The 20,461-nt window shown below is 62.4% G+C and carries 27 protein-coding genes and 1 tRNA gene; 11 read left to right on the top strand and 17 right to left on the bottom strand.

Translation table 11 applies throughout. From position 1 onward, the window contains the following. Window positions 1–38: 38 nt before the first annotated feature. Together LN996_RS16335 and LN996_RS16330 are read right to left on the bottom strand one after the other, a co-directional pair. Window positions 39–485 carry an SRPBCC family protein gene (locus LN996_RS16335; protein ID WP_231341467.1) on the bottom strand — a complete coding sequence of 149 codons (447 nt, stop codon included), beginning with the start codon at window positions 483–485 and terminating at the stop codon, window positions 39–41. An 85-nt stretch (window positions 486–570) separates the two neighbouring features. Further along, a complete protein-coding gene (locus LN996_RS16330; RefSeq protein ID WP_231341466.1) occupies window positions 571–864 on the bottom strand; it encodes a DUF4287 domain-containing protein in 294 nt (97 codons plus the stop codon). A gap of 96 nt (window positions 865–960) precedes the next feature. Here LN996_RS16330 and LN996_RS16325 point away from each other — a divergent pair, with 96 nt between their 5' ends. Further along, window positions 961–1,845 carry a hypothetical protein gene (locus LN996_RS16325; RefSeq protein WP_231341465.1) on the top strand — a complete coding sequence of 295 codons (885 nt, stop codon included), beginning with the start codon at window positions 961–963 and terminating at the stop codon, window positions 1,843–1,845. A 7-nt stretch (window positions 1,846–1,852) separates the two neighbouring features. Here the strand turns inward: LN996_RS16325 and LN996_RS16320 are convergent, their stop codons facing one another. After that, entirely contained in the window at window positions 1,853–2,752 is a 900-nt protein-coding gene (locus tag LN996_RS16320) for a diacylglycerol kinase family protein (protein ID WP_308102737.1), read from the bottom strand. 194 nt (window positions 2,753–2,946) lie between these two features. Here LN996_RS16320 and LN996_RS16315 point away from each other — a divergent pair, with 194 nt between their 5' ends. Beyond that, complete coding sequence (locus tag LN996_RS16315) at window positions 2,947–3,156, top strand: hypothetical protein (protein ID WP_231341463.1); 210 nt, start codon at window positions 2,947–2,949, stop codon at window positions 3,154–3,156. Between the two features lie 11 nt (window positions 3,157–3,167). Here LN996_RS16315 and LN996_RS16310 read toward each other — a convergent pair whose 3' ends face one another. The 3 genes from LN996_RS16310 to LN996_RS16300 are packed head-to-tail and all read right to left on the bottom strand — an operon-like array spanning window position 3,168 to window position 5,102. After that, window positions 3,168–3,917, bottom strand: coding sequence for a class I SAM-dependent methyltransferase (locus LN996_RS16310; protein ID WP_231341462.1), 750 nt, complete (start codon window positions 3,915–3,917; stop codon window positions 3,168–3,170). Continuing rightward, window positions 3,917–4,291 (bottom strand): iron chaperone, encoded by a 375-nt coding sequence (locus LN996_RS16305; protein ID WP_231341461.1) that lies wholly within the window; start codon window positions 4,289–4,291, stop codon window positions 3,917–3,919. The genes LN996_RS16310 and LN996_RS16305 overlap by 1 nt, the downstream gene beginning before the upstream one ends. Window positions 4,292–4,310: 19 nt before the next feature. Continuing rightward, window positions 4,311–5,102, bottom strand: coding sequence for an IclR family transcriptional regulator (locus LN996_RS16300; RefSeq protein WP_231341460.1), 792 nt, complete (start codon window positions 5,100–5,102; stop codon window positions 4,311–4,313). Window positions 5,103–5,160: 58 nt separating this feature from the next. On the opposite strand from LN996_RS16300, the gene LN996_RS16295 reads away from it, so the two are divergent. Next, a complete protein-coding gene (locus LN996_RS16295) occupies window positions 5,161–5,838 on the top strand; it encodes an ABC transporter ATP-binding protein (protein WP_231341459.1) in 678 nt (225 codons plus the stop codon). Next, on the top strand, window positions 5,825–7,372 hold the full coding sequence (locus LN996_RS16290; RefSeq protein ID WP_231341458.1) for a DUF6297 family protein: 1,548 nt from the start codon (window positions 5,825–5,827) through the stop codon (window positions 7,370–7,372). Before LN996_RS16295 ends, LN996_RS16290 begins: the two co-directional genes overlap by 14 nt. Before the next feature lie 7 nt (window positions 7,373–7,379). Here LN996_RS16290 and LN996_RS16285 read toward each other — a convergent pair whose 3' ends face one another. Continuing rightward, window positions 7,380–8,231, bottom strand: coding sequence for a PhzF family phenazine biosynthesis protein (locus LN996_RS16285; protein WP_231341457.1), 852 nt, complete (start codon window positions 8,229–8,231; stop codon window positions 7,380–7,382). A 58-nt stretch (window positions 8,232–8,289) separates the two neighbouring features. Here LN996_RS16285 and LN996_RS16280 point away from each other — a divergent pair, with 58 nt between their 5' ends. Next, window positions 8,290–8,712 carry a DUF1801 domain-containing protein gene (locus tag LN996_RS16280; protein ID WP_231341456.1) on the top strand — a complete coding sequence of 141 codons (423 nt, stop codon included), beginning with the start codon at window positions 8,290–8,292 and terminating at the stop codon, window positions 8,710–8,712. A gap of 70 nt (window positions 8,713–8,782) precedes the next feature. On the opposite strand, the gene rplI is transcribed toward LN996_RS16280, so the two are convergent. The 4 genes from rplI to rpsF all read right to left on the bottom strand — a co-directional run bounded on the left by rplI (window position 8,783) and on the right by rpsF (window position 10,559). After that, complete coding sequence (rplI, locus tag LN996_RS16275) at window positions 8,783–9,235, bottom strand: 50S ribosomal protein L9 (RefSeq protein ID WP_011776753.1); 453 nt, start codon at window positions 9,233–9,235, stop codon at window positions 8,783–8,785. Between the two features lie 18 nt (window positions 9,236–9,253). Then, window positions 9,254–9,493 (bottom strand): 30S ribosomal protein S18, encoded by a 240-nt coding sequence (gene rpsR, locus LN996_RS16270; RefSeq protein ID WP_003800144.1) that lies wholly within the window; start codon window positions 9,491–9,493, stop codon window positions 9,254–9,256. A gap of 128 nt (window positions 9,494–9,621) precedes the next feature. Beyond that, a complete protein-coding gene (locus tag LN996_RS16265; protein ID WP_011776754.1) occupies window positions 9,622–10,203 on the bottom strand; it encodes a single-stranded DNA-binding protein in 582 nt (193 codons plus the stop codon). 50 nt (window positions 10,204–10,253) lie between these two features. Next, window positions 10,254–10,559, bottom strand: coding sequence for a 30S ribosomal protein S6 (gene rpsF / locus LN996_RS16260; protein WP_011776755.1), 306 nt, complete (start codon window positions 10,557–10,559; stop codon window positions 10,254–10,256). Window positions 10,560–10,790: 231 nt separating this feature from the next. Here rpsF and LN996_RS16255 point away from each other — a divergent pair, with 231 nt between their 5' ends. Beyond that, window positions 10,791–11,129, top strand: a complete 339-nt coding sequence (locus LN996_RS16255; RefSeq protein WP_231341455.1) for a YnfA family protein — start codon at window positions 10,791–10,793, stop codon at window positions 11,127–11,129. 69 nt (window positions 11,130–11,198) lie between these two features. Here the strand turns inward: LN996_RS16255 and LN996_RS16250 are convergent. Then, window positions 11,199–11,281 (bottom strand) — tRNA-Leu (locus tag LN996_RS16250). A gap of 119 nt (window positions 11,282–11,400) precedes the next feature. On the opposite strand from LN996_RS16250, the gene LN996_RS16245 reads away from it, so the two are divergent. Together LN996_RS16245 and LN996_RS16240 are read left to right on the top strand one after the other, a co-directional pair. Then, entirely contained in the window at window positions 11,401–11,562 is a 162-nt protein-coding gene (locus tag LN996_RS16245; RefSeq protein ID WP_231341454.1) for a hypothetical protein, read from the top strand. Window positions 11,563–11,571: 9 nt separating this feature from the next. Then, on the top strand, window positions 11,572–12,231 hold the full coding sequence (locus tag LN996_RS16240) for a DUF1345 domain-containing protein (protein WP_231341453.1): 660 nt from the start codon (window positions 11,572–11,574) through the stop codon (window positions 12,229–12,231). Window positions 12,232–12,309: 78 nt separating this feature from the next. On the opposite strand, the gene LN996_RS16235 is transcribed toward LN996_RS16240, so the two are convergent. The 3 genes from LN996_RS16235 to LN996_RS16225 form a co-directional block, all read right to left on the bottom strand. Then, window positions 12,310–13,725 (bottom strand): amino acid permease, encoded by a 1,416-nt coding sequence (locus tag LN996_RS16235; RefSeq protein WP_231341452.1) that lies wholly within the window; start codon window positions 13,723–13,725, stop codon window positions 12,310–12,312. Between the two features lie 224 nt (window positions 13,726–13,949). Further along, window positions 13,950–15,257: a M18 family aminopeptidase gene (locus LN996_RS16230; RefSeq protein ID WP_231341451.1), complete on the bottom strand. Its 1,308-nt coding sequence runs from the start codon at window positions 15,255–15,257 to the stop codon at window positions 13,950–13,952. A 37-nt stretch (window positions 15,258–15,294) separates the two neighbouring features. Continuing rightward, on the bottom strand, window positions 15,295–16,215 hold the full coding sequence (locus tag LN996_RS16225) for an intradiol ring-cleavage dioxygenase (protein WP_231341450.1): 921 nt from the start codon (window positions 16,213–16,215) through the stop codon (window positions 15,295–15,297). Between the two features lie 179 nt (window positions 16,216–16,394). Here LN996_RS16225 and LN996_RS16220 point away from each other — a divergent pair, with 179 nt between their 5' ends. The 3 genes from LN996_RS16220 to LN996_RS16210 are packed head-to-tail and all read left to right on the top strand — an operon-like array spanning window position 16,395 to window position 18,374. Beyond that, window positions 16,395–16,844 (top strand): hypothetical protein, encoded by a 450-nt coding sequence (locus LN996_RS16220; RefSeq protein WP_231341449.1) that lies wholly within the window; start codon window positions 16,395–16,397, stop codon window positions 16,842–16,844. Then, window positions 16,841–17,581 (top strand): cyclase family protein, encoded by a 741-nt coding sequence (locus LN996_RS16215; protein ID WP_231341448.1) that lies wholly within the window; start codon window positions 16,841–16,843, stop codon window positions 17,579–17,581. The genes LN996_RS16220 and LN996_RS16215 overlap by 4 nt, the downstream gene beginning before the upstream one ends. Before the next feature lie 25 nt (window positions 17,582–17,606). Next, the gene (locus LN996_RS16210; RefSeq protein ID WP_231341447.1) at window positions 17,607–18,374 is read left to right on the top strand and encodes an IclR family transcriptional regulator; all 768 of its coding nucleotides are present in this window, start codon (window positions 17,607–17,609) and stop codon (window positions 18,372–18,374) included. A gap of 3 nt (window positions 18,375–18,377) precedes the next feature. On the opposite strand, the gene LN996_RS16205 is transcribed toward LN996_RS16210, so the two are convergent. Further along, window positions 18,378–19,145: an IclR family transcriptional regulator gene (locus LN996_RS16205; protein WP_231341446.1), complete on the bottom strand. Its 768-nt coding sequence runs from the start codon at window positions 19,143–19,145 to the stop codon at window positions 18,378–18,380. A 35-nt stretch (window positions 19,146–19,180) separates the two neighbouring features. Further along, window positions 19,181–20,338 (bottom strand): alanine racemase, encoded by a 1,158-nt coding sequence (gene alr / locus LN996_RS16200; protein ID WP_231341445.1) that lies wholly within the window; start codon window positions 20,336–20,338, stop codon window positions 19,181–19,183. Between the last annotated feature and the right edge of the window lie 123 nt (window positions 20,339–20,461).

Raw genomic sequence — 20,461 nt, 5'->3', positions numbered from 1 at the left:
TTGTTGGAGGAGCGCTAGGGGCGCCTTGCCACGTCTCTTTAGGCCCTGCCTGCTCCGCCCGCCGCCATAAGTTCCAAGCGTCGCAGGGTCTCGCGGTTACGGCCGGCGATGAGGGGATCCCGCAGGGCCTTGGGCACTGCCTTGCCAGGACCTCGGACTGCGTCTTCGGCGATGGTGACCCTGCACTGGAGGCCTCCGAGGTCCTCCAGCGTGATCACAACCTTGGCTTCGCCCAGGGGCCAACCCCTCGCCAGGAGTTCCAATGTCCGGCCTGCTTCCATGCCCGTAACGCGGGTGCTGTCGTCGATGAGGAAGGGCCAGGATCCTACGGAATGGTGCAAGGTGGAGCCGACCTGCGGCCACTGTTCGTCGACGGCTCGGATCCTCGAGGCGCCAACAACCCAACCTGAGTAGAGCCACCCGTTGGAGATGACCTTCCAAACGTCGGCGGAGGGGGAAGGGAACAACTGCGTCACGGTGGACATGTGGATCCTCTCTGCGCAGATGTGGCCGCGGCAATGACGTTAAGCTAAGCATGCTTATTGTTTGTCCGCCAGAGGCCGCTCCCCCTTACGGGTTTGGCTTGCTGGCCTTGCCGTCCAGCCAGAGCATGTCCGACTCGTCCCGGTGAGCTCCGTCGGATCCAACGTGCTTGCTGTCGATCTTTGGGCCGTTCTTGATGACATGCACCAGCGCCATTCCATGGCCGCGGCCAAGGTCATAGTCGGCCTTGAGCCATTCAAGAATCGCTCCCGCTTTGACGGAGGGGTCCTTGAAGCCCTTGGTGTCCGCAATGTCGACCAGCTGCCGCGGGGTGAGCCCAGTCTTGTCTTCAATGGCATCGAGGTAAGCCTGAAACGACATCAGTGTCGCCTTTCGTTGTCAGTTTCGCGAACGGAGTACGTGCGGATATCGTACCCGCGACCAAGGAATCAGCACCCCTCGCCCTACACTGATCGCATGGTGTGCCGAGGGTGGCGTTCATTTGCTGTGGGTATGGCCGTGGCTGTGGCTATGCCCCTCTTGGCCGCGTGCGACTCCCGCGATTCCGGCTCGCAGCCCACCAGAGGAAGCGCCGCCCCCATTACCGTTGAGATCAACCAGTCCAGGGACCAATACGGCAAGATGGCCATCCTGATACAGCTCACCAACACCACGGACACGCCCCTCACGGTTACCGGAGCACAGGTGGATTCGTCCTTGTTCGACGGCGGCATCTCCTGGCAGCCATCGAAAGACGGACTTGAATTGCCGCCCCAGCAGCCCAAAAGCATTCCCGCAGAATTGCCGGCAGCCGCTTGTGGAGCGCCGGCAGATGCTTCCGCCACAATCAAGGCAAAGCTCAATTACTCCGAATCAAGCAAAGAGCCCGTAGAGGAGACCGCCGACGCGACCGATCCGTACGGCGTCCTGGCCAGAAACGCCAGCGAGCTGTGCCTCGCTGCAGAAGCCGCCGCCGTCGCCACCATGGTGTTGGACCCCGGACTTGAGGTGGCAGCGGACGGCAGCACCGCCGTCGTGCGTCTCGTCGTCACTCCGGCCGGCGCCACGCAGAGCCTCACGATTGAGTCCATCGACGGGACCACCCTCCTGGCGGAGACACCCTCTGATCCCTGGCCCCGGAACGTCACCATCGCATCCGGGGACGCCGTCCGCGAACTGGCCTTGCGCATCCGGCCTGCACGCTGCGATCCACACGCCGTCGCCGAGGACAAGGTGGGCACGCTTCTGCCGTTGAGGGTCAAAGTGGGGGAACGGCAGGGCTTGGTGAAAATTGCGGCGTCACCTGAGCTGCGCGGCCGCATTTACGACTTCGTCACTGCCGCCTGCGTCCCAGCAGGTTAAGACGGGCTTAGCCGAGGGTAGCCAAAGCTTGGGGAGCGCACTCCACCGTGACCTTGACGTCAGCCTCCACGGTCTTCACTTCGCCGTCCATTTGGTACGGCAACGGCTTAAGCGTGGTGAATTCGTAGCTGCTCACACTCGGCTGATCACCCAACCCCTGCGTCGTGGCCTTGAGGGCAGTCAACAGAACACGCCATTTGGGCATGTGCGGGAAGACGATGACTTCAAACTTCCCATCGGACGGGTGCTGCTCTGCTTCACTCAACGTGGCGTACTTGGCCATCTCATTGATATTGGCGAAGACAAGGCTGTCGAATTTGCGGCGCTTCCCGTCAGATTGGCGAATGGCGAAGGGCTGGAACTCGGAGAAGGTCTTGATGACGGTGACCATCTCCTTCAAGGCCCCCTTGCTCCCCTTTTCCAGTTCAGTTGCTACAACGGGGGTGAGTCCGAATCCTATATACGAATGCGCATATTCGAAGGGTTCATTCTCCCTTTGGCCGGTATGGATACGGAGAAGGTCAATGTTGTGAACGTGGCCCTCTGCAATGGCCTCTTCCAAGGGTTTGGTGCCGATAATCCGGCTGTGGTCGTTGGCATTTCCCGCGGCCAGTACTGCCGCTACGGCCCTCGGGTTTTCGGCTTGCATCACACCATTGACCACCTCGTTGTAGCCGCCATCGCCGCTCACCGAGACCACAAGGACATCGCCGCCCTTGGCAGCGGCATCCCGCGCCAGATCGACGGCGTGGCCGGCATGTTCCGTCGGTTGAAGGGTGATTTCGGGCTGGTACGTGAGGAGTTCCTTCAACCGGCCCTGCAACTGCTGCGCCAGCTCAGGCGCATCACCTGTGCTGTTGGGATTGAAGATAATGACGATCGACTCAAAGGTCCGGGCAGAATCCACGCTGTGCTCCTGATTCATTGCGAGGTCCCTTTTCAGGCGGTAGTTTCCCTCGGAGGTTCCCATAGTATTCGCAATGCGATGGGGGTTTCGGATGAACACTGAACGTGAAAACATGAAAACGGGTTTCCGGAAGCGGAAATCAACGTCAATCAGCCTGACGCAGTCCGATGCTGCGTCAGCAGTGGGGAAGGCCAATGGAAGACTCACGCCAGACGGCACGAACGCTGATCCTGGAACACGAGATCACCGTGGACGATTTGTGGGCTTGGTATTGGGCCAACGGTGGGAACGCCCGGCCTTGGGACTTCGACGCCTACCTCTTTGGAATCGAAGAGCGCGATCCTTTCGACCTGAAAATTCTCACGTGGGCCATGGAAGACCTCGACGCCCGCTCGTTGCTCTGATTACTTCCGACCTATCGCCGCGCCTCCATCAGGTGCCGGGTCGAGTGGGCGATGAAGGGGTTTCCCGCCCGCATCTGCCCATCCAGCTCCCTGAGCTTGCCCAGGTAGCGTTCTGCTGAGAAGTCGGGGACCCACCACACACATTTGCGCAGGATCCACACCACTGCGCCCACATCGAAGAACTCCATCCGGCACCGGGCTGTGCGGAGGTCCGTGACAGTGAGCCCAGCTGCTTCGGCGGCCGCTGCCTCGGCCACGGAGTCACGGCCCTTCCTCTGTTCAGGCAGCGGACCGAGGAAGTGCTCAATCAGTTCGAAGGCCGACGCCGGGCCAACGTGCTGGGCGAAATAGTGGCCACCAGGTATCAGCACCCTGCGGATTTCCTCCCAGTCGGGGCTGACAGGGTGCCGCGCACTCACAAGCTCGAAGGACTCGTCGGGGAAGGGCAAGCCCGAACCGTCAGTTGTCTCAACAATGTCCACCCCGCGGGGGCCAAGCCGGTCCCGGGCCCGCTGGGCGTTGGGTGGCCATCCCTCGGTTGCAGCCATGCGTTCGGGGAACCTCGCGGCCTCCGAGAGCACCTCCCCACCGCCGGTGTCCAGATCAAGGGCACTCCGGACGGTGGCAAGACGGCCCGCCAGAAGCGTCGCGAATCCCCACGGCGGCCGTTCTTCGGTAGCGCGCCCGTCCAACCAGCTGAATCCCCAGCCGTTGACGTCGGCTTCAACAGCCTCCTGGACCAAGGTCTCAAAATCGCGCATCAGTGTCCCTCCTTCTTTTCGGCCGCAAGCTTTTCGGCCGCAAGCCGGGCAGCAACCCTCGCGATCAGAACGTAAGGGATCGGCTTGGCCAGTGGAAACTTCAAGGTTCCTTTTCCTAAGACGAACTGTTCCATCTCTGCGTTCAGGTTTTCGTCCTCACGTGGAATCGGATACACCGAGATGTGGTGCGCCCATGCGGCGAAGTACACCACGTAGTGCCCGTCGATGGTGATGGTGGGTATGTCGTAGCTGATCATTTCCCCGGCACCGGGCACAGCAGCGTGAATGCACCTGCGGATCTCTTCGAGGATCGGCTGAGTGTCTTCGTGCTGGGCAGATATATAGGCGTCCACTGTTGGATATTTCGCGGCCATCGTCATTTCTCCCTACGGTTCAGCTCTCGCCGGGGAACCGGCCGCCGATCAGCCTGGTCATGTGTTCAGCGGTAGCGAGCAAGGGCTCAACCCAGGCCTCGCACGTCTCCAACGGCATGCGAAGGGTTGGTCCGCTGATGGTCACGGCGCCCACCAAGCCAGCGGCCGAATCGAAGACCGGGGCGGACAGGCCTGAAGCGCCGTCTTCCCGCTCACCCACCGTGATCGCGAATCCATCGGCGTGGGTCTTCTTGACCGCGGCTTCCAGTTCTTCGGAGCTGGTGATGGTGAAGTCCGTGATTGATTCCAGGGGGTCGCGGAGGACAGCTTCCAACAGCTCAGGAGACCAAGCCAACAAGACCCGGCCTGCCGAACCTGCGTGGAGCGGGACGATCTTGCCCAGGTGCATCTCCCGGCGTAGCGCGTGATGCGTGTCAGCCATAGCCACGCACACCCTGTAGTGCTGCTCGGCTTTGAAGAAGCATGCAGTCTCGCCGGTGGTGTCCCGCAGCGTCTTGAGCAGCGGACTCAGGATGTCCACCACTTCCATCCCCCGGGTTGCAGGCGCCGCCCAGTACGCCATTCTCATGCCGATCCTGTAGGCGTCGCCCTCCCGGTCAAGGAAGCCTTGCGTTGTCAGATTCGTGACCAGCCGCTGCACCGTTGAGGTGGGCATTCCGGTGAACTCGCGGATATCGGCCAACTGCAACACTGGGTTCGACAAGGAAAAGGCGTCCAAAATGGACGTGATCTTGCCCAGAACGAGCAATGGGTTGCCGTTGGCCCTCGCGGAAGCATCGGATGCTGACATAGGACTCACGCTAAACGCTGCAAGGGAGTCGCGCCAATCCCGCCGGTAGGGTTGCAGCATGGGGACAGTTCTGGAGGCCGAGGGCCTGCTTGTGGGGTATGCCGGGGCTCCGGTGTGCGGTGAAGTTTCTGCGTCCGTGGACGCTGGCGAAGTCTTGGGAGTCGTAGGCGTCAACGGCGCCGGGAAGTCCACGGTAGCCCGGACCATCGCGGGACGGCAGGCTTCCCTGGCGGGGGACGTGAAAGTCCATGGGCTCCTCATAGATCCCGACGCCATACCCTTCCGCCGGCAGGTATCCGCGGTCTTCGACGACGACCTCTTCTTCCCTTCGCTCACTGTCCGGGAGCACCTGCTCCTTGTTGCCCGCGGGCATTCCCTCGATGATCCTGAAGCACGGGTGGAGGACGAGCTGGAATTCTTCGGGCTGCTGGGCAGGTCCCATGCCATCCCGGATGCTCTCTCTTCCGGTCAACGGCGCAGGCTGTTGCTCGCCGCTGGACTCATCCGCCCGTCGTCGCTCCTGATCCTTGACGAGCCCGAACAACGGCTCGATCCCCGGATGCGGGTGGCGCTCGGCGAACGCATAGCGGCGCATGCCAAAGAAGGTGGCGCAGTAGTCCTGGTGACCCACGATCCGCAGTTGCTGCTCGCCACGGCCTCCACGTGTTTGGTCATTGACGAGGAAGTCCAGGAATTCGATCCTGAGCAGGGGGCCTCGATCATTGCCGGGTCCTGACACAGTCACCCTTTCCCCGTCCACGCAGGGCCGGGAACTTGCCGCCGCAATTGTCCGCTTCACCCACCGGTCCTCCCGACGCTACAAGCGCAGCCGGACCTCATGGGGCGAACGCTTCGTCGATGCCTACAGCTGGGGCCTGGGAATCGGCGTTTCCCTGACCATCGCTGCCTCGTTTGTCCTGGCGTTGCGCAACGAGATTGCTGACCGGGCTTCCACCGCAAACGGCATCATCCGGACGCAGTGGCTCGTCCTGCCGGAAGAGGTGCTGTGGACGTCCGTGACCTTCGCGGCCCTCCTGGTCATCGGCAACCTGGCCCGCAAGCTCGGTCCGATGACCGTGAACGGAGCCGAGGGCAGCTGGTGGCTGACGCTACCGATCGACCGCCGGCCCATGGTCCTGCCGCCGTTCCTCCGCAAAGTCGTACTCACTGCGGCTGGTTCGGCAATCATCTACTTGCCCTTCAGCATGGTGACCTTCGTTGACCGCGCTCCCAGGGAGCACCTGCTCGCTTCGTTGTCTTTCGGCGCTGCCGGGGCCATTGCGCTGGTTCTGGCAGCCCTGCAACAGCTTCGTTTGCTGTCACCGCGGATTGGCAAAGCAACGACGGCGGCGGTCCTGCTTGGGTGCTCGATCCTTCCCGCGCTGGCATCGTCCCCGTGGCCAACAGCGTTGGTCGGCGCGGCCGCCGTCGGACTCCTGTCGCTTGTCGTGCCGCGTGCCGGGCAGGTGCGGGGCGAAGAACTGGTCCGGGGCGGAGCCGTGGCCGGTCACGCCGGAGCGTCCCTGTTCATGATGGACTCCAACGAGGTGCTGCGCGCATTGAGCGGAGGCCGTCAAAGCGTCGACGGCGGCAGGGCAGCCAGGTTCTACGCCCGGCCCGCCGGCGGACCGCTGAGGGCCCTGATCCGCGCCGATGTAGTTGCCTTCCTCCGACTCAATCCCCCGCTGATGCCACCAATCCTGTGGCTTGCTGCCTGCATCGCCATGTTGCTCGTGGAAGGCGGGCTGCCGGAATTCGCCCAATTGGCGGTCATCGTGATCGCAGGGTGTGCCACGGCTTCCGGTATGGGAAGTGTGGCCCGCAAGACTGCCCTGGTTCCGGAACTCGACGCACTCCTGCCATTGCACCCGGCACTGGTAAGGACCAGCCGGACGCTCATGCCATGCGCTGCGATGGCACTCTGGATGGCGATCCTGAGCGGGCTGCTGGTTCTGCTCGGTGCTGCGGATCCCTGGCTCATCGGTGTCGGCGCCCTTGCAGGTGTTGGCATGGGCGCAGGCACGCTCCGCGCGGCCACCAGAACACCGCCGGACTGGACGGCTCCCCCGGTTGAAACTCCGTTCGGCCCCGTTCCCCGTGCTCAACTCGGCTCGTTGATGCGCGGCCTGGACGTGACAGTCCTGGCGACCATACCGCTGGTGGTGGCGTTGTACCTCGGCTACGTTCCGCTGCTGGTGGTGATGGTGCAGGCCGTTTTCAGTGCCGGGATCTTCCTTGTGGTGGTGCTGACCCGGGCCAAGAGGTCCTAGCCAGGATTTACAGCAGCACCGTGCCTTGGATGCACGTGGCCGACGCTCCGCCTACCCAGATCTCTCCGTCTTCTGCTTTGACGTGGACCCGGCCGGCCCTGCCCAACGCAGTGCCTTGGGCAGCTATGTACTCCCGGGGTGCCCTGCCGCTGCCGATCAACCATTGGGCTGCGCCGGCATTGAAGCTGCCCGTGACCGGGTCCTCCACCATGGCGTCGCCCGGAATGAAGGTGCGCACTTCGAAGTCGACGGCGGCACCCGGCTCGTGCGGGCCGATCACCCCGACCTTGAGGTCACCCATGGCCACGAGGTCCGGTTCGATGGACAGCACCTGCTCGGCTGATCCAAGGAGCACGCCGATCCACTCCGGGCCGTTGACCAGCCACGATGCATCCAAAAGTGCGTCCTCAGGAAGCCGCAATCCGGCAGCGAGCTGGGCACGGACGCCGCCGTCCACCGGGCCGAAGCGTGTCAGCGGCGGTGCAGCGAAAGCCAGCCTGCCGGCGTCGTGCTTCACCCGAACCAAACCCGCACCGCATTCCTGAACCAGGACGCCGTCAGTCTTGGGCACTCCCCCGGCCTGGAGCCACGTGTGCGCCGAACCCAGCGTGGGGTGACCGGCGAACGGGAACTCCTCGCTGCCCGTGAAGATCCGTACTTTGTAGTCAGCCTGGGGGTCAGTAGGAGGCAGGAGGAACGTGGTCTCGGAAAGATTGGTCCAATGGGCGAAGTGCTGCATTCTCTCGCTGCTGAGGCCTTCCGCGTCGACCACGACGGCCAACGGGTTGCCGAGGTAAGGCTGGTCGGAGAAGACGTCCACTTGGTGGAACGGGCGGCTGCGCAGGGCTTCTGAAGTCACCGCTGCAGGCTATCACCGCTTGCTGGCGGGCCTGCCCCGCGTCTGCGAAACTACCAGCATGGCAGAGAACAAGACCCAGCCCACGGACGTGTCCGTGGAAGAATTCCTGGCCTCCGTGGAACATCCGAAGCGGCGCGAAGACGGTTTCGAGTTGCTGGACATGATGCGGGACATCACCGGGCAGGAAGCCGTGATGTGGGGTCCTACGATCGTCGGATTCGGCAGCTATCACTACAAGTACGACAGCGGTCGCGAAGGTGACGCCGCCGCCGTCGGCTTCTCACCACGCAAGGCAAACCTGGTCCTCTACGGAGTCACGGAAGGCCCTGACGCGGACCGCCTGCTCCCCGAACTCGGCAAGCACAAAACCAGCACCGCATGCCTCTACGTGAACAAACTGGACGACGTGGACCGCGGTGTCCTCGCCGAGATGATCCGCACGGGCTACCACCACGTCATGGACGAATTCCACACACCTTAGGTCTCCCGCCGAACAAAAAGGCCCCCACCACCGGAATCCGGTGATGGGGGCCTTCAGGTGCAGTCAGAGACTACTTTGCTGCAACGACCTCGAGGTCGATGACAGCGGAAACATCCTCGTGCAGGCGAACGTTGGCCGTGTACGAACCGACAGACTTGATGTGGTTCGGCAGTTCAACGTTGCGCTTGTCGATGGCGCCAAGGCCAGCGGCCTCAACAGCAGCAGCGACATCAGCAGGCTTGACGGTGCCGAAGAGACGACCGGACTCGCCGGCCTTCACCTCGAGCTTGACCTTCTTGGAGGACAGAGCCTGGGCCTGTGCCTGAGCAGCTTCGACAGAAGCGTGGGCACGAGCAGCGCGGGCAGCCTTGATGGACTCAACCTGCTTCTCGCCACCCTTGGTCCAGGTCAGAGCGAAGCCGCGGGGCAGCAGGAAGTTACGTGCGTAACCGTCCTTGACCTCGACAACGTCGCCAGCAGCACCGAGACCGGTTACTTCGTGGGTCAGAATGAGCTTTGCCATGTTAGTTAATCCCTTCCCTTAGCCGCGGCCAGCGCCGGAGTAAGGCAGCAGAGCAACTTCGCGGGCGTTCTTGATTGCCTGGGCGATCTTGCGCTGTTCCTGAACGGTAACGCCAGTGACGCGACGAGCGCGGATCTTTCCGCGGTCGGAGATGAACTTGCGCAGCAGTGCTACGTCCTTGTAGTCGATGACAGTGATGTCAGCGGCCTTCAAGGGGTTGGACTTTGGTTTGGGCTTACGGAGTTCAGCCTTAGCCATCGTGGAGCTCCTTTTCTATGGAGCCCGTGGATATTGATCCACGGGATGGTGGTGTTCGACGGCGGTTGGCACCTTGGTGCCTTGCGGCAGTTCCGGTGAGTGTCCGGCGTCGGACTTTTATTTTTTGTTTAGAAGGGAGGTTCGGAATCGGGGCCGTTGCCCCAGCCGCCAGCGTTGCTGACACCGGGCGTAGCCCAGGGGTCATCCTGCTGTTGTGCGGGCTGGTTGCCGCCCCAGGTTCCACCGGAGTTGCCGCCGCCTTGGTTTCCACCGGGAGCGCCACCTCCAAAGCCACCGGAGTTACCGGCGTTACCGCCACCAAAGCCACCCTGGCCACCGCCGGAGCGCTGGGTTCGGTTGACCTTGGCGTTTGCGTAACGCAGGCTGGGGCCGATTTCGTCGACCTCAAGCTCGATTACGGTGCGCTTTTCGCCTTCTTTGGTTTCGTAAGAACGGCTCTTCAAACGGCCGGAAACGATGACGCGCATGCCCTTTGTGAGGGACTCGGCCACGTTCTCAGCTGCTTCTCGCCATACCGATGCGCGGAGGAACAGGGTTTCCCCGTCCTTCCACTCATTGGACTGGCGGTCAAAGGTCCGGGGAGTAGAAGCGATGGTGAAGTTCGCTACTGCTGAGCCAGACGGGGTGAACCGCAGCTCGGGGTCATTGGTGAGATTACCGATGACCGTAATAGTGGTTTCGCCTGCCATCTACTGCCTCCTTGTTCGTTCCTGCGTAGTAAAGATCTTGAAGGGGCTGATTACTCAGCAACGACCTTCTGGTCTTCAGGGCGGATGATCTTGGTGCGCATGATCGTCTCGTTGAGAGACAGCTGGCGATCAAGTTCCTTGGCGGTAGCCGGTGCTGCGGTGAAGTTCACCACTGCGTAGATACCTTCGGACTTCTTCTTGATGTCGTATGCCAGACGGCGACGGCCCCAGATGTCAACCTTTTCGATGGTTCCACCATCGGTGGTGATGACATTGAGGAACTTCTGAAGCGACGACTCTACGGTACGCTCTTCGACCTCGGGGTCGATGATTACCATCAATTCGTAAGGACGCATATGTGAACCCACCTCCTTTGGGCTAAGCGGTTACGGTATTTCCGTAACAGGAGGTTCATTTGCGATGCTGTGGCTCACTCCCCCGCCGAAGACTCGGAAGGAGGGCGCAACACAGACTTCAATATCTTAGTGCATCTCCTGCACCCAAAGCTATTCGAGGGGATCCGGAGCTGGAACCGGCCGGATTGCGTATGTGGATAACCCAGCGCCGGGGCACGGAATACTGGGACCATGACCACCCTGAAGTCCATCGTCCTCTTCGTTTTGGCTGCCGTCGCAGAAATCGGTGGGGCCTGGCTCATTTGGCAGGCCGTGCGTGAAGGCAAGGCCTGGTGGTGGGCAGGACTGGGCATCCTGGCCCTGGGGATCTACGGATTCTTTGCCGCTTTCCAGCCCGACGCCCACTTTGGCCGCGTTCTGGCCGCGTACGGTGGCGTGTTCATTGTGGGTTCGCTGGCGTGGGGAATGCTGATGGACGGCTTCCGACCGGACCGCTGGGACATCATCGGCGCCGCAATCTGCGTAGTAGGCGTCGCCGTGATCATGTTTGCCCCGCGCTCAGGCGCGTAGGCCAGCACCCGGACGCCTCGGCCATAGACGACAAAACCCCCGGAAGATGACCTTCCGGGGGTTTCCGTGTGCGCGGAGGGGGACTTGAACCCCCACCCCCTTTCGAGGACTAGCACCTCAAGCTAGCGCGTCTGCCATTCCGCCACCCGCGCAAGGTGATCAGGAGAACCAGCGTTTCGTTTTTCTCCTCGACAGCGACAAAGACACTAACACGAGGAACGGCAATCCGTGGATTCCTGTCCCCGTGATGGCGTCCCGCTAGGGTGGGGCCATGGATGCCACACCCCTGAACACCCTTGTCCTAACGGTCGTCTTCGCCGCAATCGGGCTGTATGCCCTGTACTACGTGATCCGCGCCGGCGTCCGGGACGGCATCCTCCAGGCAGACAAGAAGCGCGAAACGTCACCCCGAACAGACATTCCCACTGGCTAGGCTGTGCACATGGACAAGGTCAGGGTGAGGCGGAGCCGGCCGCGCTTCGTCGTCATGGTTCTAGCCGGCGCCGTGGCCTTCGTCGTCACTGGAGTCCCAGGCAACTGGGTGGATGCACCGGCCGTCGGCTGGGCCGTGGCAGCGCTTGTCTACGTGGCCTGGGTGTGGCTGGTGATCGCCCGCCTCGATCCGGCCCAGACTGAACAACACGCCACCTCCGAGGACCCTTCCAGGGGAGTCACGGACCTGCTGATACTCGTGGCAAACCTTGCCAGCCTTGCCGCTGTGGCCGCCGTGATCGTCAATTCGCATACGGAAGGAACGGGCGCCCGCCTGTCTTCTGCGGCTCTCGCGCTGGCCTGCGTGGCACTGTCCTGGATGCTGGTCCAAACGCTCTTCACCCTGCGTTACGCGGAGCTCTACTACAGCCCGGAGGCCGACGCCGGCGGTGAAGTGGGCGGCATCAGCTTCAACCAGGACCGCCCGCCCCAGTACACGGACTTTGCCTATCTCGCCACCAGCTTGGGGATGACTTACCAGGTATCGGACACCAACATTGGCAACCACCGGATCCGCGCCGAAGCCCTGAAGCACAGCCTGCTGTCCTACCTCTTCGGCACTGTCATCCTGGCCGTCACCATCAACCTGGTCATCGGGCTGGCGCAGTAGCCGCTGCTTGGTCCCGTTAAAGCGAAACGGGACAACCGCCGTCGAACATTGACGGCAGCTGCCCCGCGGTAAAGACGCTTACGACGCCGGCCCGGAACCAACCTCGGAGCGCTCGGCTTCCGCTGTAGTCGCCCGGGGCGGGGTTGCTCCACGCTTGCGGTAGCGGAACACGCCGATGGCTACGACGACAGCTGCCAGTGCGAGGGACAGGAACAGGGACTCACGGGTGGATTCGATGATGACCATCCCGATAATCAGCGCCACGATGGCAGCGATGGCGATCCACGTGAGGTACGGGAAGAACCACATTTTGAGATCGAGGTCCTTGGCTGCTGCACCCATTCGCTTGCGCAGGATGAGCTGCGAGGTCGCGATGACCAGCCAAACGAAGAGCGCGATGGCACCGGAGGTGTTCACGAGGAACAGGAACACCGTGTCCGGGGCGATGTAGTTGAGGCCAACGGTGACGAACCCAACCACGGTGGACGCGAGGACAGCTGCAGCCGGAACGCCGCGCTTGGAGATCTTCATCCACGACCTGGGAGCATCGCCACGCTGGGAGAGAGAGAACAGCATGCGGCTGGCCGTGTACAGGCCGGAGTTCAGGCAGGAGAGCACCGAGGTGAGGACAACGATGTCCATGATGGTGCCCGCGCCCGGGATGCCGTAGAGCTCGATGACGGCAACGTAGGGGCTCTTGGCAACAGAGGCGTCGTTCCAAGGCAGGAGCGTCACCACGATGGCGATGGATCCGATGTAGAAGATCAGGATGCGCCACACCGTGGACTTCACGGCCTTCTTGACGGCGTCCACGGGGTTCTCGGATTCGCCGGCTGCAATGGTGGCGATTTCGGCGCCGAAGAACGAGAAGACCACCACGAGGATGCCCGCCAGGACAGCGCCCGGCCCATTCGGCATGAAACCACCCTGATCCAGGAGGTTCGCAACGCCAGGTGCGGAAACGCCCGGCATCAGGCCAAGGATCGCGGCAATACCGGCGAGGAGGAAGATCACGATTGCAGCGACCTTGATGGACGCGAACCAGAACTCAAACTCGCCGTAGGACTTCACCGAGCCGAGGTTCGTCAGGGTCAGGAGGACCATGAGAACCAATGCCCAGATCCATTGATCGACGCCGGGAACCCAGCGGTGCATGATGGCGGCGCCCGCCGTTGCCTCGATGCCGAGGACGATGATCCAGAACCACGCATAGAGCCAGCCAATACTGAACCCTGCCCAACGGCCAAGGGCTTTATCAGCGTATGTGGAGAACGAGCCGGTTTCAGGGTTGGCCGCAGCCATCTCACCAAGCATGCGCATGACGAGAATGACCACGAGGCCTGCGGCCAGGTAGGCCACGAGGATGCCCGGGCCAGCCTGCTGAATGGCAGCGCCGGAGCCTACGAACAGACCTGCTCCAATGACGCCGGCGATGGCAATCATGGACAGGTGGCGCGGCTTCAGGGACTTGGAAAGCTGTTGGTCAGCGTGCATGGATCGGCGCCGTCCTTTAGGTTTTGGGAATTGGCCTCAGTGGTGTGCCACGGGCCACATGACTAATTCACGCTAACCTGCTACAACGATGCCGATCCTGTGCAACCGAACATTTTGCCTGCTCCGAAACAGGGACCATGCACAAAATGTAAACCTCAGGGCATCTAATGTTTCCTATAGGAAACTTTTGAAATGGCCCTGAAATGACCGCTTGAGGCTTTCCCTCAGGCGGCAGTCCGGAAGAACAACTCCGAAACGTCAGCCAGCCTCTTCGGATCTTCCACGCCACACAGCTCGCGGGCAGAGTGCATCGAGAGTAGCGGAATGCCCACATCCACCGTCCGGATTCCGAGGCGGGTTGCGGTCAGGGGACCGATGGTGGAACCACAGGGGAGATCGTTGTTGGAGACGTATTCCTGATAAGGCACATTGGCTTCGTCGCACAAACGGGCCCACAGTGCCGCGCCTGTGGCATCTGTGGCATAGCGCTGGTTGGCATTGATCTTCAACAGTGGGCCGCCATTCAGCAGCGGCTTGTTCGCGGGATCGTGCTTCTCCGCGTAGTTGGGGTGGACAGCGTGGCCCGCGTCCGCGGAAACACAAAACGACGCCGCCAGCGCCTGCCGCCGCTGGCTCACCGAGGCGCCAAGACCGTCGGAGATGCGTACCAGGATGTCCTCAAGGATGGGGCCACAGGCGCCGGAACGCGAGTTGGAGCCGATCTCCTCATGATCGAAGGCCGCAAGGACGGCGATCGGGCCATCGGCGGGTGCGGCGGCCGCATGCGCTATCAACGCCACCAGGCCAGCGTGCGTGGAGGAAAGGTTATCCATGCGGCCTGAAGCGAATAACTCACCATGTGCTCCAAAAATCGCCGGCGCCTGGGTGTCTGCCACCACGACGTCGTACCCGCCGATATCGGCAGCGTCCACAGTGGCGCCTTCAACGCGATCGGCGAGCAGTGCCAGCAGATCCTCCCCAGCGGGATCTCCCTGGCCGAAAATGGGGTTCATGTGCTGCTGCTTGGACAGGTGGAGGCCATTGTCGTTGACCCCGCGGTCCAGGTGAATCGCCAGCTGTGGAAAGCGCAGGAGGGGTCCTGTGGCAGTCAGGTGCTGCGTACCGTCGCGCAGCACCAAGCGGCCCGCCAACTGCAGTTCACGGTCCAGCCAGGAGTTCAGGAGTGGCCCGCCATACACCTCGACGCCGGCCTGCAGCCACCCGAACTTGCCCGTGGTGGGCTTTGGCTTGAGTTTGAAGGACGGCGAGTCAGTGTGGGCGCCCAGGATGTTGAATCCCGTGGTGGGGCCAGCGTTCTCCGGAGTCACCCATGCGATGAGTGCGCCATCGCGGATCACGTAGAACTTGCCCGCTCCGCCGTCCCACGGCTGCAGTTCATCCAGGCCAGTGAATCCAACCGCGTCCAGGCGACGGGCGGCCTCGTGAACCGCGTGGAAGCTTGAAGGCGACGCAGCTACATACGTACCGAGGTCCTGGATATGGTCAATGGCGGCAGAGGCATTCGGAGACATGCCCCCGAGTCTAGCCCCGCTCCAGGCCGCCAGGTGCCTAAACCGTGACGTTCAAGGCCGCCGTATAGCCCCCGGCAACCGAACCGGACATAGTCGCCAATTGGTATATACCCCCATCGTCACCAAAGACGTTGTCCGAGGCCAGAGTGGTGTTGGGGAAGTTCCGGGCACTCGTCTCATAGCCTTCAGTGGCATAAACCTCGTTACAGGCCCTCTCCGTCAGGGCGATCTGCGACACCGCGAGCACCTGCCCGGCAGCGCTGGTGTTGCTCATGGATTCGAATACCTCAAAGTGAATATGTGGCCAGCGGCCGCTATAGGCGCCGGGATAGATGGTGCTGAACGTGAGCTGCCCGTTCGCATCGGATTCCTGTACACCCCGGAGGTAGTTCTCGTTCTCAAGCCCTGAATCGTAAAGCGAGTACTTGCCGTTCTGGTCGCAATGCCAGACGTATACGGCAGCACCTGCCAGCGGTGAGCAGCCGTTCGCATTGTCCAGCAACGTCAGGGTCACCGTCAGTGGCACCCCCTCGGCTTTCGTGGTGGACGTGCCAAAGCTGGACCTTATGTCGCGGCGGACCACTCCCGATGCTTCCAGGACGTTTGGCCCATTGGAACCGTCGCCCGGGTAGGGTCCGAGTGTCTCCTCGGGGATCTCCACCCCACATTCGGCGATGGCACGTGTCACAGTGCTGGTCGCCGATGGCGAGGCGGCCGCCGTCGTGCTTTCCGTCGCAGTGGCGGTAGCGCTGGCGGTGCTCGACGGCGACGCGCTGCCGCCTCCCGTACTTGGCGTACAGGCTGCGAGGGCCGCTGACGCCCCCGCTCCGACGAGAACGCCCAGCGAGCGGCGCCGGGTCAGGAGGGTGGAAAGGTCGAACTCGAGGCCACGATCATGGTTCGGGTGCGGCTGATCTTGGTCCGCTGGTTCCTTGGACGGCTGTTGAGGAGAAGTCATGCATCCATGAAACGCGCCCTGCCTATGCCTTGTACATGGGGAAACTGTGCCGGGGCTGTGATCACATCGCCGATCCAAAAGATCAAAATGTGCAATATAGACAATTTCATATGCTTGTAATGCCCGTCACGTTGTGTCACGATGGCTCACAGAACGCATATCCACGGAAGGTTCCACCCATGAAGATCCAACTGAAACCAGTTCGGAAGCTCCGCATCCATTGGCCCATCCCGGCCGAAACCATGACGCAACTCGCCGGAGGCGACCTCGCCGCCCTGGAAGCGGACGCCGGCATCTCGTCCCTGCTGGAAGCACTGACAGAAAGCCCCGAGCTGGGCGGCTTTGGCAACTACCACCATGTCTTCGAGTCCTCCGCAGGCTACGAGGGCTTCACCGTTGCCGAGGGCGCAAACCCCACACTGGGCCGCGTAGGACAACGAACTATCTCGCCGACGTTCGTATTCACCTCCTACTTTGATGACTCGTTGGATGCCGACGCGGTTCACCAACTGGTCCAGAGGATCGTGGACATCCACCCCTGGGAGGTACCCGTTATTGAAGTGTCCGGGCCCCTGAGCGTCTCCAGCAGCGTTCTGACTCCGGTTGCCGAAAGCCGCGTGGCCTCATGACCACAGGACTTTGGCACGAGCTCGCTCCCCTGCTCCGCAACAGAACCTTCACGGACCTCACGCACGCCTTCCACCCCGGCCAGCCCCGGTTCTCCGCTTTCCCGGATGAATCCCGCGAGGCTCTCTTCGATATGGAGAAGGGCGACGGATTCACTGCCCACCGCTACTCAATAGTGGGCCAGTGGGGTACCCACGTGGACCCTCCTTCGCATTTTGTGCGCGGCGGACGGACCTTGGACCAGATACCCGTGGACGAGATGATTCTTCCCCTGGTTGTCCTGGACATCAGCCACCGCGTGCGCACGGACAGTGACGCCACCCCCACACTGGGCGACATCAAAGCCTGGGAAGCGCGAAACGGAGCAATCCCCAGCGGTTCATTCGTGGCCCTCCGCACAGGATGGAGCCACCGCTGGCCCGACAATGGGGCCATGGCCAACAAGGACGAATCCGGAACAAGCCATACCCCGGGCTGGTCGAAGGAGGTCCTTGAATACCTCGTCGAACATCGGGACGTGGCTGCGGTGGGCCACGAACAAACCGATACGGACCCTGGCGTAGCCACCTCCCGGCAGGACTTCAGCCTGGAGACCTACGTCCTTGCACAGGACAAATGGCAGATCGAACTTCTGGCGCATCTGGACGGGTTGCCCGAGGCCGGCGCCGTTCTGGTTGCGTCCTGGGCCAAGCCCCTGGAAGGCAGCGGCTTCCCGGCCAGGGTGTTCGCCATTCACTAGGGCTGCGTGTCGCTAGAATCGTTCCATGTCAAAGACCTCCAGCATGGGCCGAGGCATGATGTCCATCCTGGCCGTTGGGGCCCGTCACGCCCGAGGATACGACGGCGGTACCGTCGCCGACGTCGCGGCCCACTTGGACAAGGACCGCAGCCAAGTATCACGGAGCCTCAAAGGCGCCCTGCAGGAAGGCTTCCTGGCCCGCACCAGCAACAGGGAATACAGCCTGGACTGGTCCATCCTGGCGGACGCCCAGCTGGTCACGGAGCAACGACTGAAGACCGACGGGCTCACCGCACTTGAAGGCTTGGCAGCGGAAACCAATGAAGCATGCTTCCTGGGCGTATTAAGCGGGAACACCACAGTCACCATTGGTGAACAGGTACCTGCCAGCGCCAACTTGGTGGGTTCCTGGCTGGGCCGGCCTTATCCTGCCTACTGCAGTGATGCCGGCCAAGCCCTCCTGTGGGATGCCCCGGATGAGGAAATCCGCACGCTCTTTAAGACCGTGGAATTCGTCAAGCACGGACCCAACACACCATCCTCCATTGAAGACTTCCTGGACCGGCTCAACCAAGCCCGTGAGCGCGGCTATTCAATTGTTGATGAAGAAGCCGAGCCAGGACTCTACTCGCTGGCCGCACCCGTCCGGGACTTCAAGGGTGAGATCGCTGCTGCGCTCCAGATCGTTGGCCCGAGAACCCGGGTTGAACCACAGAGTGAAAGCTACGCCACAGCCCTCCGTTCATGGTGCGGGTGGTTGGAAGCCATGGTGGGAGGCCGCGCGGCGTCGTGAGCCCTACGCCGGCACCGTGCCTGCGGTGCCAAGCCGTTGGGCGGCCGCATGCAGCACCGCGGCGATGTCCGGTGCCGCCTTCTCAATGCTGGACCGGCTGCCCAAGACGCTGAGCGACGCGTGGATCTTCCCTCCGAACCGCACCGGAACAGCCACCTCCCACACGTCGTGCTCGAACTCTTCGGCCGCGACAACGAATCCGTTGGGCTTGTCCCGTTCCATCAGTTCACGGACTTCCGGAACAGAATGTGCCGCCGCCGGGCCTCCGACACCAATGAAATTCACGTCGCGGAGCAGGGACTCCAGCTCACGTGGAGAGTGATCCAACAACAAAGCCCGTCCGGCGCCCGTGCACCAGACCGGCGTCACCATGCCCGGCTTGGCAAAACCACCCAGGACTGAGTTGTTGGTGGAGGAACGCAAAAGAAGGACGCGGACGCCATCCCGCACTGAGAGGCGCGATCTCAGGCCAAAGGCGGATACCAATTCCTCCAGCTCTGCCCGCGACCTCTGAACCCAGCCACCATTCAGCGCGGCTGCCAGGCCGAAGAACCCGGGGCCGACACGGAAAGGACCCCGGTCCATCCGTTCCAGCAGTCCCAGGTCGCACAGCTCCTGGGCCAGGCGGGAGACCCTGCTTTGCTCCATATCCAATTCCGCGGCCAGTTGCGAGACGCCCAAGAGCTGGCGGCCCTGCTTTTCGCGGTCCGTTACCAAGCGAACAAGGCGAAGGCCTTGTGCCAAGGACGACGCCTCCGATGACACATCCACGAATCGGCTCCTTCCACCAAGCGCTCACGCCATTCTCACATGACGGCATCAGCGGCGAGGATCCGGGCGTCTTTGGCCCACACCGTGTACAGGTCTGCGAGGATCCCGCGATTTGCAGACTCCAGTTCACCGGCCGTGATTTCCGCGCCATCCTGACGACCAAACAGCACCACCTCGTCTCCTGGCCGCACGTCGTCAAGGGCAGAGACGTCCACCACCATGGAATTCATGGAGATCGCATCAACAACCGGCACCCGATGGCCCCGGACCAGGACCGTTCCGCCGCGCCCCAGTGCACGCCGGTACCCGTCGCCGTATCCCACCGTCACGGTGGCCAGCTTTGAAGCCGCTTGCAGCGTATGGGTATGCCCGTAGCCCACTTTGCTTCCGGCCGGATAGTTGTTCACGGATCCGATCCGCGCTTTGAATGCCAGGCAGCGCCGGAATCCCGCGTGGCTTGGGTCTGAATCGCCATACAGAACAGCGCCCGTCCGCACCATGTCAAGCCACGTTGCCGGCGTATTCAGCGTGGCAAACGAATTCGCCGCGTGAAGCAGAACCTGCCTCCGCGGCACGTTCGCAGACCGCAGGATGGACGTGGCGTCGGCTTTGAAGCGCACCAGTCCTTGCTCAATATGTTCAAGGTCGTCCAAGGGAAAATGCGTCATGATGCCAGCCAGTTCCAGCTGCGGATGGCTCACCATTCCTACGGCACTGGCCCTGCCCAGGGGTGACGATACGTCAAGGCTGTGCCTGCTGATTCCTGAGGAGTTGATGTCCAGGTGGATCCGGATCTTGCGTCCAGCCTCAGCGGCGATCCTGCTCAGTTCCCAGGCGCTCTGCGGGTCGGCCACGAGTTCTTCCACATCATGGACCACCGCAGCGGCTATTTCCTGGGGTGCAGCGGCGCGGACCCGCAGAAGCCTGCCCGTGTAGCCGTGAAGTCGGGCCGCCTGTGCTTCTGAGTTTGAGCCCACACCGATGTAGGGCACCCCCAGGCGCACCAAGGAGGGAATCAAGAGGTCGGCCCCGTGGCCGTACGCATCAGATTTGATCACGGCGCACAGCATGGCGCGCCCTTGCAACATTCCCAGCATGGTCCGGATATTGGATTCGAAGGCGTTGCCGTCAATTTCAAGCCAACTTGAAAGGTTCTCGATCCTCAGCCGGTGGCTCACAACCTGCATCATCATTTCCCCTGTATCAACGCCTTGCGGGGGGGGGGGGGGGGGGGGGGGCGCGCGGGCGGGGGGGAGGGGTGGGGGGGGGATCGGGGCCGGGGAGGCGCGGGGGGCGCCGCGAGGGGGAGAAGAGTG

Source organism: Arthrobacter sp. AK01, from assembly GCF_021109375.1.
Lineage (GTDB): Bacteria > Actinomycetota > Actinomycetes > Actinomycetales > Micrococcaceae > Arthrobacter.
Note: the sequence above shows the minus strand (reverse complement) of the source record. Positions and strands in the feature narration are given on the sequence as shown.